The 13,466-nt window shown below is 57.9% G+C and carries 14 protein-coding genes and 1 tRNA gene; 11 read left to right on the top strand and 4 right to left on the bottom strand.

From position 1 onward, the window contains the following. Window positions 1–287: 287 nt before the first annotated feature. From QYQ99_RS19720 to galU, 6 genes are all read left to right on the top strand, one after another. On the top strand, window positions 288–836 hold the full coding sequence (locus QYQ99_RS19720; RefSeq protein WP_302089652.1) for a cytochrome b: 549 nt from the start codon (window positions 288–290) through the stop codon (window positions 834–836). Window positions 837–983: 147 nt separating this feature from the next. Next, on the top strand, window positions 984–1,547 hold the full coding sequence (locus QYQ99_RS19715) for a YceI family protein (protein ID WP_302089651.1): 564 nt from the start codon (window positions 984–986) through the stop codon (window positions 1,545–1,547). 82 nt (window positions 1,548–1,629) lie between these two features. Then, on the top strand, window positions 1,630–2,205 hold the full coding sequence (locus QYQ99_RS19710) for a YceI family protein (protein ID WP_302089650.1): 576 nt from the start codon (window positions 1,630–1,632) through the stop codon (window positions 2,203–2,205). A gap of 195 nt (window positions 2,206–2,400) precedes the next feature. Continuing rightward, window positions 2,401–3,051, top strand: a complete 651-nt coding sequence (locus QYQ99_RS19705; protein ID WP_302089649.1) for a VOC family protein — start codon at window positions 2,401–2,403, stop codon at window positions 3,049–3,051. 292 nt (window positions 3,052–3,343) lie between these two features. After that, window positions 3,344–6,256 (top strand): valine--tRNA ligase, encoded by a 2,913-nt coding sequence (locus QYQ99_RS19700; RefSeq protein WP_302089648.1) that lies wholly within the window; start codon window positions 3,344–3,346, stop codon window positions 6,254–6,256. 142 nt (window positions 6,257–6,398) lie between these two features. After that, complete coding sequence (gene galU / locus QYQ99_RS19695; RefSeq protein ID WP_302089647.1) at window positions 6,399–7,286, top strand: UTP--glucose-1-phosphate uridylyltransferase GalU; 888 nt, start codon at window positions 6,399–6,401, stop codon at window positions 7,284–7,286. Window positions 7,287–7,357: 71 nt separating this feature from the next. Here the strand turns inward: galU and QYQ99_RS19690 are convergent, their stop codons facing one another. From QYQ99_RS19690 to cysM, 3 genes are all read right to left on the bottom strand, one after another. After that, window positions 7,358–7,585 carry a sulfurtransferase TusA family protein gene (locus QYQ99_RS19690; protein WP_003052800.1) on the bottom strand — a complete coding sequence of 76 codons (228 nt, stop codon included), beginning with the start codon at window positions 7,583–7,585 and terminating at the stop codon, window positions 7,358–7,360. Between the two features lie 68 nt (window positions 7,586–7,653). Next, window positions 7,654–8,277, bottom strand: a complete 624-nt coding sequence (locus tag QYQ99_RS19685; RefSeq protein WP_302089646.1) for an NUDIX domain-containing protein — start codon at window positions 8,275–8,277, stop codon at window positions 7,654–7,656. A gap of 197 nt (window positions 8,278–8,474) precedes the next feature. Further along, on the bottom strand, window positions 8,475–9,380 hold the full coding sequence (gene cysM, locus QYQ99_RS19680) for a cysteine synthase CysM (RefSeq protein ID WP_003069113.1): 906 nt from the start codon (window positions 9,378–9,380) through the stop codon (window positions 8,475–8,477). A gap of 40 nt (window positions 9,381–9,420) precedes the next feature. Between cysM and QYQ99_RS19675 the strand changes: the two genes are divergently transcribed. After that, window positions 9,421–9,505 (top strand) — tRNA-Leu (locus QYQ99_RS19675). Window positions 9,506–9,712: 207 nt separating this feature from the next. Continuing rightward, a complete protein-coding gene (locus QYQ99_RS19670; protein WP_302089645.1) occupies window positions 9,713–9,856 on the top strand; it encodes a hypothetical protein in 144 nt (47 codons plus the stop codon). Between the two features lie 229 nt (window positions 9,857–10,085). Here QYQ99_RS19670 and QYQ99_RS19665 read toward each other — a convergent pair whose 3' ends face one another. Then, window positions 10,086–10,853, bottom strand: a complete 768-nt coding sequence (locus tag QYQ99_RS19665) for a LuxR C-terminal-related transcriptional regulator (protein WP_302089644.1) — start codon at window positions 10,851–10,853, stop codon at window positions 10,086–10,088. Between the two features lie 578 nt (window positions 10,854–11,431). On the opposite strand from QYQ99_RS19665, the gene QYQ99_RS19660 reads away from it, so the two are divergent. From QYQ99_RS19660 to QYQ99_RS19650, 3 genes are all read left to right on the top strand, one after another. Beyond that, window positions 11,432–12,055 carry a hypothetical protein gene (locus QYQ99_RS19660; RefSeq protein WP_302089643.1) on the top strand — a complete coding sequence of 208 codons (624 nt, stop codon included), beginning with the start codon at window positions 11,432–11,434 and terminating at the stop codon, window positions 12,053–12,055. A 379-nt stretch (window positions 12,056–12,434) separates the two neighbouring features. Next, complete coding sequence (locus QYQ99_RS19655; RefSeq protein ID WP_302089642.1) at window positions 12,435–12,872, top strand: hypothetical protein; 438 nt, start codon at window positions 12,435–12,437, stop codon at window positions 12,870–12,872. 30 nt (window positions 12,873–12,902) lie between these two features. After that, window positions 12,903–13,235 (top strand): hypothetical protein, encoded by a 333-nt coding sequence (locus QYQ99_RS19650; RefSeq protein ID WP_302089641.1) that lies wholly within the window; start codon window positions 12,903–12,905, stop codon window positions 13,233–13,235. Window positions 13,236–13,466 lie beyond the last annotated feature (231 nt).

The raw sequence follows: 13,466 nt of genomic DNA, 5'->3' as shown, positions 1-13,466 counted from the left end.
TTTCTCGCCACTCAAATTCACAAGTCAAATACTCGGAAAATTGATACGCATCAATGCCGACCTCCTTCATTGGTGCTTGTCGCACAAAACGGCATGCGCCCACTTCGCTCTGCATCGAAGGCTCGATGACCTTGCAAAAGCCAAAGTTTCTTGGCTCGGACATTCAGCGTTTTTGAATCAAGCCCTCAATCCTGTTGAACCTTTTTGCATTCGCCGCTTCATACACTGCATATCAATTTCAGCAGGCCCCCAGCGCCCGCAACCCGCACTTTCTGATTGCAGTTTCCATGAACTCAAGCCCCCGCTACAACGGTACCGCCATCGCCCTGCACTGGGTTCTGGCCTTGGCACTGATCGGCATCTTCGCCTTTGGCCTCTATATGACAGGGCTGCCTTTCTCGCCCACACGCCTCAAGTACTTCAACTGGCACAAATGGGCCGGCATGACGATTCTGGTCCTGTCCGTGCTGCGCCTGGTCTGGCGCATCACCCACCGACCGCCGGAGCTGCCCGAAGCCGTCACCCGCACCATGCCCGCCTGGCAGCGCATGGCCCACCATGGCGTGCACCACCTGATGTATGCGCTGTTCTTTGCCATCCCGCTCGTGGGCTGGATGTACAGCTCGGCAGCAGGATTTCCCATCGTGCTGTTCGGTCAATTGCCGCTGCCTGACCTGGTGAGCAAGAGCCCTGAACTGGCCGAAACGCTCAAGCCCTGGCATGGCTATCTGGCCTATGCGCTGGCAGCCCTGGTGGTGATGCATATCGCTGCCGTCATCAAGCACCAGATCATTGACCGCGACGGACTGCTGTCACGAATGATTCCGGGGAAATAACACCCCCTGAGCGGCTTTGCCGGGGCGGCCCCCGCCGCTTCCCCCAGAAGGGGACAACGCCATCGCTGCGCGGCGGCGCTTGCTAGGCGTTCCTGACCTGGATCACGCCAGTTTTTAATTTTCTCTGTTCATCACAAGGAGTTTTTGATGAAAGTCCTTTTTTCCTCCGCACTGATCGCCACCGCCTTCATGGGCACTGCTGCGCAGGCGGCCCAAGCCCTGGTGCCTGCACAGAGCGCCGTCAACTTTGAAGCCAAGCAGATGGGCGTGCCGCTCAAGGGCCACTTCAAGAAGTTCGACGCCCAGATTGCCTTCGACGCAGCCAAACCCGAGAGCAGCAAGATCCATTTCACGGTCGATACCGGCAGCGCCACCATGGGCGCCAAGGAAACCGATGCCGAACTGCCCAAGGCAGACTGGTTCAACGTTGCCAAATTCCCTCAGGCCACCTTTGACTCCAGCGCCGTCAAGGCTCTGGGCGGTGGCAAGTTCCAGGTGGACGGCACGCTGACCATCAAGGGCAATGCACAGAAAGTGAGCCTGCCCGTGACGCTGACCCAGTCCGGCGCCACCACCACGGCCGCCGGAACGCTGGCGCTCAAGCGCCTGAACTTCAAGATCGGCGATGGCGACTGGAAGGACACCTCCATGGTGGCCGACGAGGTCAACGTGCAATTCAAGCTGGCTCTGACCGGCGTCGGCAAGCTCTAAGCGTTTTTTGGCTCCAGCCCTTGATAGTCAATCGCTGGCAGCTCATGTTTTGATAGTTCCAATCCCTGAAGGAGTATTCACCATGCGTTCCACTCTGTTCGCCCTGGCCGCTGCGTCCCTGTTTGCCACCGCTGCCCAGGCGGCACCAGCCACTTACGCCATCGACCCCACACACACGTTTGCCACTTTCGAGATCGATCACTTTGGTGCCTCCACCAACCGTGCCCGCTTCGACAAGAAGAGCGGCAACGTGCAATTCGACAAGGCAGGCAAGACCGGCAAGGTCGATGTCGAGCTGGACATGACATCGGTGAACTCCGGCACCGCCGCTTTCAACAAGCATCTGCAAAGCGCCGACATCTTTGACGCCGAGAAATTCCCCAGCGCCAAGTTTGTCTCCGACAAATTTGTCTTCGACGGCGACAAGCTCAAGGAAGTGACCGGCCATCTGACGCTCAAGGGCAAGACCGCCCCCATCACCCTCAAGGCCAACAAGTTCACCTGCTACGAAAGCCCCATGCTGCAAAAGCGTGAAGTCTGCGGCGGCGACTTTGAAGCCTCCATCGACCGCACCCAGTGGGGCGTGGACTACGGCATCCCCTATGGCTTCTCCAAGCAAGTGCGCCTGGTCATGCAGATCGAAGCCGTGAAGCAGTAATCCAGGGTCCGCAAAGACTCTCGAGTGAAGCCCTTTGCGGGCTCTCTCTTTGGCCTGGCCCGTGCAAGCGGTCCAGGCTTTTTTGCGCCTGCGACCTGCTTCAGACACAAATCCCCTTCATCAAAAAATTTACTTTAGGTTAATCAATTACGAATAGTAGAATAAAACCACTCACACAATCGAAGGAGACATCGCATGAGCCAAGCCGCCCCTACTCCGGTTTACTCCCAGCCTCGGCGCGCGGACATGAGTCAGCTGCCCGCACCTGCCGCCGTGCAGCAGCTGCACCACTACGCCTACAAGGCCAAGGATGCGGAAGAGACTCGTCACTTCTACGAGGACATTCTGGGCCTGCCGCTCTATCACATCATCCAGAGCGACTACGTCCCCTCCACGGGCGAATACTGCCCTTACACCCATTTCTTCTTCCGCCTCAAGGACGGCTCCTTCATCGCCTTCTTCGACATTGGCGACGACGAAGCGGCCCTGCCCTCACCCAACACCCCGATCTGGATCAACCACATCTCCTTCCGTGTGGACTCCGTGCAGGAGCTGGAAAACACCAAGGCCCGCCTGCAGGCCTGCGGCGTGGAAGTACTGGGCGTGACAGATCACCACATCTTCAAGAGCATTTACTTCTTCGACCCCAACGGCATCCGCCTGGAGCTGACGGCCCAACTGGCCGACGAGCTGCAGATGCTCAAGGAAAGCAAGACCGCCCATGCACGCCTGGACGAATGGACGGCCCGCAAGGAGCAGTGGCGCAAGGAACGTGCCGAGGGCAAGTCCAGCGCTCCGCTCAAGCCGCAAAGCAACGACCGGCCGGAATTCGTCCCTGCCCCCTGAGGCGCTTTGCGCCTTCCCCCCCAGGGGGACGACGCCCTCGCGGCGGGGCGGTTGGGGCCGCCCGGGCCTTGCTCGACGTCTCTGGCGTGGTACATACCTATTCAAGCGGTGTCTCGCTCATTTAATAGCTACAAGCGCTTGATAAATAAGCCCAGAAGGGCGAAATAAGACCTACCGCGCCCATCACTGGATCGGATCGCTAAAATCATTGGCAATCCGTCCTTATCTTTCATGCAGACGGCATCCCTTTTCAGGATGCCGTTTTCATTTCCAGAGTTCTTGTAACGCAGCCATGAGCGACACCATTCAACAGCCCGGCCTCGACAGCCTCTCCAAGTCTTTTGAACCTGCCTCCATCGAAGCCCATTGGGGCCCTGAGTGGGAAAAGCGCGGCTACGGCAATGCCGGCTATCGCGGCACAGGCAAGCCCGGTACCGAAGCCACGGCGGCAGGCAACAACTTCTCCATCCAGCTGCCCCCACCCAATGTGACAGGTACGCTGCACATGGGACACGCGTTCAACCAGACCATCATGGACTCGCTGACGCGCTACCACCGCATGAAGGGCTACAACACGGCCTGGATTCCCGGAACCGACCACGCAGGCATCGCCACCCAGATCGTGGTGGAGCGCCAGTTGCAGACCCAGGGCGTGAGCCGCTATGACCTGGGCCGTGACGAGTTCACCAAGAAGGTCTGGGAGTGGAAGGAAAAGTCCGGCGACACCATCACCACACAGATGCGCCGCATGGGCGACACCGTGGACTGGAGCCGCGAATACTTCACCATGGACGACAAGCTGTCCAAGGTGGTGACCGAGACCTTCGTGAAGCTGTACCAGCAAGGCCTGATCTACCGGGGCAAGCGCCTGGTGAACTGGGACCCGGTGCTGCAATCTGCGGTGTCTGATCTGGAAGTCGAGAACCAGGAAAAAGACGGCTCGCTCTGGCACATCGCCTACCCATTGAGCAGCGGTGAAGGTCAGTTGGTGGTGGCCACCACCCGCCCCGAAACCATGCTGGGCGACGTGGCCGTGATGGTGCACCCGGAAGATGAGCGTTACAAGCACCTGATCGGCCAGACCGTGACCCTGCCTCTGGTGGGACGCCAGATCCCCATCATCGCCGACGAGTATGTGGATCGCGAGTTCGGCACCGGCGTGGTGAAGGTCACGCCTGCGCACGATCAGAACGACTATCAGGTGGGCCAGCGTCACAAGTTGCCCATGATCTGCGTGCTGACGCTGACCGCCAAGATCAACGACGAAGCGCCTGAGAAATACCGCGGCATGGACCGCTTCGTGGCCCGCAAGGCCATCGTGGCCGACCTGGAAGAGCTGGGCCTGATGGTCGAGATCAAGAAGCACAAGCTGATGGTGCCGATCTGCGACCGTACCGGCCAGGTGATCGAGCCCATGCTGACCGACCAGTGGTTCATCGCCATGAGCAAGGTGGCCAACGAAGGCACGGGTGACGCCACCGGCAAATCCATCGCACAAAAGGCCATCGATGCAGTGGCCTCGGGCGAAGTGAAGTTTGTGCCCGAGAACTGGGTCAACACCTACAACCAGTGGATGAACAACATCCAGGACTGGTGCATCTCGCGCCAGCTGTGGTGGGGCCACCAGATTCCGGCCTGGTACGACGAAGAAGGCAATATCTACGTTGCCAAGAACGAAGCAGAAGCCCAGGCACAAGCCCCGGGCAAAACATTGCGCCGCGACGCCGACGTGCTGGACACCTGGTACTCCTCCGCCATGGTGCCGTTTTCCACCATGGGCTGGCCCGAGCAGGGCAATGCAGCCGATGATGACTACAACCTCTACCTGCCCTCCTCGGTGCTGGTGACGGGCTACGACATCATCTTCTTCTGGGTGGCGCGCATGATCATGATGACCACGCACTTCACGGGTCGCGTGCCGTTCAAGCATGTCTACATCCACGGTCTGGTGCGTGATGCGCAAGGCAAGAAGATGTCCAAGTCCGAAGGCAATGTGCTGGACCCGGTCGACCTGATCGACGGCATCTCGCTGGAGCCGCTGCTGGAAAAGCGCACCACCGGCCTGCGCAAGCCCGAGACCGCTCCTCAGGTGCGCAAGAACACGCAAAAGGAATTCCCCGAAGGCATTCCCGCCTATGGCGCGGATGCACTGCGCTTCACCTTTGCCGCGCTGGCGTCGCTGGGCCGCTCTATCAACTTCGACAGCAAGCGCTGCGAGGGCTACCGCAACTTCTGCAACAAGCTCTGGAATGCGTCGCGCTTTGTGCTGATGAACTGCGAAGGCCATGACTGCGGCCTGGCTCCTCACACCAAGGAACAATGCCAGCCTGGCGGCGAATTCGCAGGCTATATGCACTTCAGCCAGCCCGACCGCTGGATTGCTTCGCAGCTGCAAAAGGTCGAGGCCGAAGTGGCCAAGGGCTTTGCCGAGTTCCGCCTCGACAACGTGGCCAACACCATCTACGACTTCGTCTGGAACGAGTTCTGCGACTGGTATCTGGAAATCGCCAAGGTGCAGATCCAGACCGGCAACGAAGCCCAGCAACGCGCCACGCGCCGCACGCTGATCCGCACGCTGGAGGCGATTCTGCGTCTGGCACACCCCATCATTCCGTTCGTGACGGAAGAGCTGTGGCAGCAGGTCGCTCCCGTGGCCGGCCTCAAGGGCGAGTCCATCGCGGTGGCACGCTACCCCGAAGCACAGCCGGAGAAGATCGACGAAGCCGCTATCACCTACGTGGGCCGCATCAAGCAGATGGTCGATGCCTGCCGCGCGCTGCGCGGCGAGATGGGCGTGTCGCCCGCCCAGCGCCTGCCGCTGCTCACCGTGGCCGGCAATGCCGAGGACTCGGCATTTCTGCGCGCCAATGCCGATGTGCTCAAGAACCTGGCCAAGCTCAGCGAAGTCAAGGTGTTCGATGACGAAGCCGAATGGGCTACCGCCGCACAGTCCGCTCCGGTCAACGTCCTGGGCGACATCCGCATGGCTTTGTTTGTCGAAATCGACGTGGCAGCCGAGAAGGCCCGCCTGTCCAAGGAGGCCAAGCGCCTCGAAGGCGAGATCGTCAAGGCCAACGGCAAGCTGAGCAACGAGGCCTTCTGCGCCAAGGCTCCTGCTGCGGTGCTGGAGCAAGAGCGCAAGCGTCTTGCCGACTTCGGCTCGACACTGACACGCATCAACGAGCAACTCGCTCGCCTGGGCTGAAACGAGAACCCCCTGAGCCGCTACGCGGCGTGCCCCTGAAAAGGGGGATGTCACCCTCGCGGCGGGGCGGCCCTTGCTTGGCGCCACCAGCTTGGGCTGCACCAAATGCAAGCCTCAGGGAAATGGAATGGAGAGAGTTTCTATGAGCAATCAAACCCGCGTTCGCAAAGCCGTGTTCCCTGTTGCAGGCCTGGGCACCCGTTTTCTGCCAGCCACCAAGGCTTCACCCAAGGAAATGCTGCCTGTGGTGGACAAGCCGCTGATCCAGTACGCCGTAGAAGAGGCGTACGAGGCAGGCATCCGCGACATGGTCTTTGTCACCGGCCGCAGCAAGCGAGCCATCGAAGACCATTTCGACACCTCCTACGAACTCGAAAACGAGCTGGAGAATGCCGGCAAGCAAGCCATGCTGGACCTGGTGCGCAGCGTCAGCCCTGCCGATATGAACTGCCTGTTCGTGCGCCAGCCCCGCTCGCTGGGCCTGGGCCATGCCGTGCTGTGCGCAGAGCCGCTGGTGGGCAACGAACCCTTCGCCGTGATTCTGGCCGACGACCTGATGACCGGAGAGAACGGCGGCCCCGGCGTGATGGCACAGATGACGGCCGCCTTCCAGAAGCAAGGCCGCTCGCTGCTAGCCGTGCAGGAAGTGCCGCTGGAGCACACCAAGCGCTACGGCATCGTCAAGGGCGAGCCCGCTGGCGGACCGCTGATGCGCATCGACGAGATCGTGGAAAAGCCCGCTCCCGAAAAAGCCCCGTCGCGCATGGGCGTGGCCGGCCGCTATGTGCTGACCCCGGCCATCTTCGACCAGATCCGCAACCAGCCCCAGGGCGTGGGCGGAGAGATACAGCTGACTGACGCCATAGAGCGTCTGATGCAGCACGAGGCCGTCTACGCCTTCCAGTACGCCGGCAAGCGCTATGACTGCGGCAGCAAGGAAGGCTTTTTGCAGGCCACGGTAGAGCTGGCGCTGCAGCACCCCGAAGTAGGAGACAGCTTTCGCGAATACCTCAAAAGCTTGAGTATCTAAGCCCGACGGCCCAAGCCCCTGAGGACAAAAGGCCTGCAAATGCAGGCCTTTGTTGCGTCAACCAATGGTTTTCAACGTCGGCGCAGGATATGGATGAATTCATCACCCACCGTCTGCTGCTCGACCAGCTCATTGCCGGTCTGCTTGGCAAAGGCCTGGAAGTCCCGGATGGAGCCGGTATCCGTGGCCACGACCTTGAGCAACTGGCCACTTTGCATGGCAGCCAGCGCTTTCTTGGCCTTGAGAATGGGCAGCGGACAGTTCAGGCCGCGGGTGTCAACTTCTTGGTCTACGTGCATGGGTTGGATTCCTCGTCAGCGCCGATTGTAGAAAAACCGTGCGCTGGCAGCACCAGCGCGGTCTTTGCTCAAACCAGAGCCGGGGCCACCGTAAAGCGAGGGTCATCGGCCCAGCGTCGCACGGGCCATTTTGCGGGGTCAGGCTCGGAGTTCTGACCGGGACGGAAAGCGCCAAAGCGTGGCTCAAAGCCCTTTTGCTTGATCCACTCTGCCAAAGCGTAGCCCGTGCCCGCAGGCCAGCACAGCGACTCCTCGGCCGTCTGCCAGCGGTATTCCAGCAGCTCAGGCGAGAGCCTCACATCCTCTGGCCGGCCCTGCACGCGCACATGATAGGCAATCAACACCTGATTCATGCGCAGAAACTCCGAGCAACACAGCAGACGCAGCGCCTTCACGCGCAGCCCCGTCTCTTCGAGAACCTCGCGACAGATACCGGCTTCTGGCGATTCACCGGCTTCCATGAAGCCCGTAATCAGGCCGAAAACGCCCTCTTGCCACAGTGCATTGCGCGCCAGCAGCACCCGGCCGTCATCACCCTCCACCACAGCCGCCAGCACCGGCGTGGGATTGCCCCAATGCGTGAACCCGCAACTGGGGCAGCGCAGACGCTGTACCTCGCCGCTGTCCTCGCTGGCCACAATCCATTGCAGCTCGGTCGCGCAGTTGGAACAAAAGCGGACTTCATAAGCCATGAGGCTCTCCGTATTCTTCACGACTTACGCAAAACGGGTTCAGGCGAAGCGACTGTCTCAGAAGGCAGGCCGCTGTTGCGTTCTTGTTTGCGTAAGTCCTATGCTTGATATTGATAGCAGTCAGCGCTTGATGGACAAGCGCTGGCTGTCATTTGGAGCTTTGACTCGCTTTTGCGCTCTCACGCAAAAGACATAGCTCATGCCGGGAACACGCCCGTAGAAAGGTAGCGATCACCACGGTCGCACACCACAAACACGATGGTGGCGTTCTGCTCGCGCTTGGCAATCTCTTGGGCCACCCACAGTGCACCGGCTGCCGAGATGCCCGCAAAGATGCCCTCTTCGCGCGCCATGCGGCGGGCCATGTCTTCGGCATCGTCCTGGGTCACATAGACCAGTTCGTCGACCAGCGAAGCGTCATAGATCTTGGGCAGATACTCCTCGGGCCACTTGCGGATGCCAGGAATGCGCGATCCCTCGGAAGGCTGAGCGCCGATGATCTTGATGTTCGGGTTCTTTTCCTTGAGGAACCTGGCCACGCCGGTAATGGTTCCGGTGGTGCCCATGGCACTCACAAAGTGGGTGATCTCGCCACCGGTCTGCTCCCACAGCTCCGGCCCTGTCGTTTCATAGTGAGCCCTGGGATTGTCGGGGTTGGCAAACTGATCCAGCAGCACACCCTTGCCCTGGGCCACCATCTGGTCAGCCAGATCGCGCGCATATTCCATGCCGCCGCTCTTGGGCGTCAGAATCAGCTCGGCACCGTAGGCCTTCATGGTCTGTGCGCGCTCAATGGACAGGTCCTCGGGCATGATCAGAATCATGCGATAGCCCTTGATGGCTGCAGCCATGGCCAAGGCAATGCCGGTGTTGCCCGACGTTGCCTCGATCAGTGCGTCGCCGGGCTTGATCTCGCCACGCTCTTCAGCACGCTGGATCATGGACAGTGCAGGCCGGTCCTTGACGGAGCCAGCCGGGTTGTTGCCTTCGAGTTTGCCCAGCACTACGTTTGCACGCTCACGGTTTGCATCCGCGCCGATGCGTTGCAATGCCACCAGCGGCGTGTGACCGATAGCATGTTCGATGGTCGAATAAGTTTTCATGTCCAATACTGTGCCATAATTCGCGTCTGCGCTAAGCGAAGCCCGGGTGGTGAAATTGGTAGACGCAGGGGACTCAAAATCCCCCGCCGCAAGGCGTGCCGGTTCGATTCCGGCCCCGGGCACCACATGCAAAAAAGCCGTTAAGTTCCAAAGACTTAACGGCTTTTTCATTGGCCGCAATGCTCCCCCCGCAAATTGCGATTTCGCGCATCTCAAAAAAACGATTGGCGCAAAAACCATTTCGCAATTGGGTCGAAGCCCCTCTATTTCATTGGCCGGGGCTCCGCGTCATTCCCCAAGTGGCGTTGTTGCATTGACGGGAAGTCCCTGTAATGCAACCACACCCCCTGGTGCTGGAAGCTGGCTTCGACGCCAAGGTTTCCAAGTCGATGACGATCGGGACGTCCTATGTGGGGCAGATCTCTGGCTCCCAGAAGGCGCACGGCTTCAAGGCCAGTCTCAGCTGGAAGTTCTAGAAACACGAAGCCGGGGCATTGCCCCGGCTTTTCATCCTGCTGCATCGAACTCAGCAGCCCGCCACTACCGTACTTTTCATATTTCCCGGCATATTTCCCGGGCCTTGTTAGTCGAAGACTCATCCTGACTTCCTGTCCGTACGTCCCCACTGTTAAACATCATTTCAATACTCGATGTCAGACAGAGTATTTTTTCATGTAAGACCTTGGACACAGCCAACAGCATTATTCAAATAACTCCTATCAGGATTGCACATCTGACGGCTTGCGCTCTGGTTCTTACTTGCATTTTTCCGTAAATATTTTTTATATGCGTTGACACAGTCAAGGGGCTTATTTGCAAGTAGGACGCAACCTCGAGAGAGCTTTTTCCTTGAGCTATCAATTTCAATATTTCCACTTCTCTTTCGGTCAGCGAATCAAAGCTCTTGTTTTTGAAGATACTTTCCTCAGGCAAGTTGGCCTTGAATATTTTTGGAATGATTTTCTTCGCCACTACTGGAGATATAGCCGCTCCGCCATTGGCCACTTCCAGCACGGCTTGCGAGTAACTTCCAAACCATGAGTTTTTTACCAGATACCCAACAGCGCCTTTTTTAAGAGCATTCATTGCCGCATCGTCGTTTTCACTTGCAGAAATTGCAATGCTCAACACGTCAGGTCTCTTTATTTGGATCGATTCCAGCAACTCGGCCCCTTGGCCTTCACCAATAGACAGGTCGATGAGGAGCACATCGAACTCTTCCAAAAAGACGTTCTTACGAGCCTCTCTGTAGCTGCAGGCCTGCCCGACCAGAAGAGTGCGCGGGTCACGCATGAGTTCCCGCGAAATCACATTCCTGACATGGCTGTCTTCGTCAACCAGGAAGACTCTCACCGGCTGGTTCTGCTGCCCCTTCATGTCGGACGGCCACATGCGCCCAAAGACTGTAGATGTGACTTCTGCACTGCCTGCATCACCAAACCGTGAGCTCATAAATGCGTCGGATAGATACATGGGGCACTCCATTTGATGAGTCGATTGCTTGCGAACCCCGCGAAAAATAGAACTCATCCCATTGAAAATCTACAAAAAACAAACAAAGAAAAATTAGGTTTAACTTTTTACAAATTAATACTGGAATATAAGGTATTAACTTCTTTTCATCATAAAAATAGATGTAAACCCTTTATTTTTGAAACAATGGATATGAAAAATAAAATGAAATACAGATTACATTTTTTAGCATTGTAAGAATTTTTCAACAATCGCTATTTTTTCAATAGCACGCCATTCACAAACCACAACAAATAAATCATTTTTTTCATCCTTTTAAACTCTTCAAGAATATCTTTGAATTGGGTATTACTGTTTCTCCGTCGTTTTCTGAAACTGCCTTCACCGAAAGCAGTTTTGGAACGTAACAAAGCACTCCAGAACTTGTTGACGGTTAACACTGGCCTTTGCGAAATTGCATCGGTCTTTCGCTCACACACTCTCAGTTGTCTGAGAACTCGCTATTCAAAGGAATGATCATGAAAAAGTCTCTGATTGCCATGGCGGTTATTGCGTTGGCTGGTGTTGCATCTGCTGCTGTGAGCAGCTCAAGCATTGCAGCCACAAACACGACGTCAAGCGCATCGTCTGCCACGCTGTCGGGAGCTGCCAGCTCGGGCAACGGAAGTGCGCTGAGCATGAATAGCGCCACCTCCGGTGCCACGTCCAATGCAAACGCTGCCGGTGGTGCGATCGGCGCAGGCGGTTTTGGCATCGGTGGGGCAGCTGTTGGCGGTAGCGCAACTACTTTCGGTAATGTGAAGAGCCTTTCCGCAACCACCGGCAATGGTGTTGCGGGCGGCGTAGCGGCTACCAATGCCAATGCGGGCTCGGCTGCTGCTGCCGGCTATAACGCAGGACCCGTCAGTGGCACGGCCTTCGGCGGCGCCTCTTCTCAGACCGCGAATGTTGCGGCAACTGGCGCCGGCCCTGGCGGCGGCCTGGCCTACGTCAACAACAATGCGGGCACCACCTCTGGCTACAACGCCACATCGGGAGCCATTTCCTCACCTTGGGGCTCGTTGACCAACACCACATCCAACGCAGGCTCTGTGGGTACCGTTCACCAAAATGCCGGCTCCTGGGGTAACGCTGGCTACTTCTCCAACGGTGGCGGCACCTCCGGTACTGCTGGTGCAGGCTCTACTGCCAATGCCAACTAAGGCAGCTGTCCCAAGATAGTTGTGTTTGTCCCGGGTCTGGCCGCCTGGCCGGGCTCGGGCAACGTAGGAGCAAAGCATGAAATTCTCACTAGCTCTGTTAACTCTTTGCGCTCCTTTGTGCAGTTATGCGCAAAGTGCCGACAGCAGCGCGCAAAGCTCCTCTAGCTCCTCTTCCGTGGGGGCGCAACAGAATCAGTCGGTCACCATTGTCAATCCGGTCGTTGCCCCGGCGGAAAGTCGATCTGCATCCACGATGGACAGCAGATCCACTTCAACTTCCGACCAAAAAATAACAACAACCGGAACGACCACGCAGAACCTAAACAGCACTGTGTCCGGCACATCCAAGAACATTGTGGAGTACACAGGCACTTACACGATGAAGAACGTTCCCAGCGTGAACGGCCCCAACCTCACGACCAGCAATGACACCTGCATGGGCAGCAGCAGCGGCAGTGCCAACGGCCCTGGCTTTGGCGTGAGCTTCGGCACCACCTGGACGGACGAGCATTGCAAGCGCCTGAAAATGAGCCGTGAGCTCTGGAACAAGGGCATGAAGGCCGCCTCGCTGGCAATGGACTGCATGGATCCCGCCGCTCGCGTGGCACTGGAGATCACGGGCTCGAAATGCCCGCAATCCATGACTGCAGACGAGCGCCGTAACAACTACGGCCCGGATGCGTCGGCACAAGGCAGCCCGAATCCTGCTGCGCCTCCCTCAGAGGCTCAGTCAAGCTTTGCACCTGAAGTCACTCGCCCCACGGCTATCACCTCTGTGATGGAAGATCCACGTACAGCACAGCTGTACGACAATTAGTGGGCGTGATTCCTAATCTAGGAGGCCGCTATGGGCAAGACTCTAGCTCTTTTAGCGATTGCACTATGCTGCGCTTCGTCTTTGGCTGCACCCGACTCCAGGGCCGTCAATGAACCGTTGAGCATTCAACGCCAGATCTTCGGAAGTGGCGAGCAAGGTGCAGCAGGCTCGCAGCAAGCCGAACCAGTAGGCGACTATGGCGTCTGGCATGTGCCGCAGTACCTGCCTGGCTACCCGACTGCGGCAACTATCTGGCCCCGCGCTATCCCTGTGAAATGCAAGGACAGGCAGTGCGAAGGCTATGTGATTACCCCGCAGATGGGGCCGGGTGAGTACCTGTTTTTCGTGCCTACAAGTGAGTAGGCTGGTCAAAAGCGAACAGGGCTAAAGCACTTCATTGGCGCTGACAGCAACTCACCTAACAAGGGCGGGCTTCAACCCACCCTTGTTGATTTTCGCGCTTCAAATACGCAGCCACTCCGCACTGATAGGCACCAAGCACAGTACCTTCTGACAAAGCGGCTCAGCTTGGCCCCTCCCATATCGACATCATGAGCGCAACGCGTTTTTTGTCCAAAGGAACGCCACGACAAT

It is taken from the genome of Comamonas testosteroni (assembly GCF_030505195.1).
Taxonomy (GTDB): Bacteria; Pseudomonadota; Gammaproteobacteria; order Burkholderiales; family Burkholderiaceae_C; genus Comamonas; species Comamonas testosteroni_G.
The sequence above is the reverse complement of the archived record's forward strand: the minus strand, read 5'-3'. Positions and strand labels throughout refer to the sequence as shown.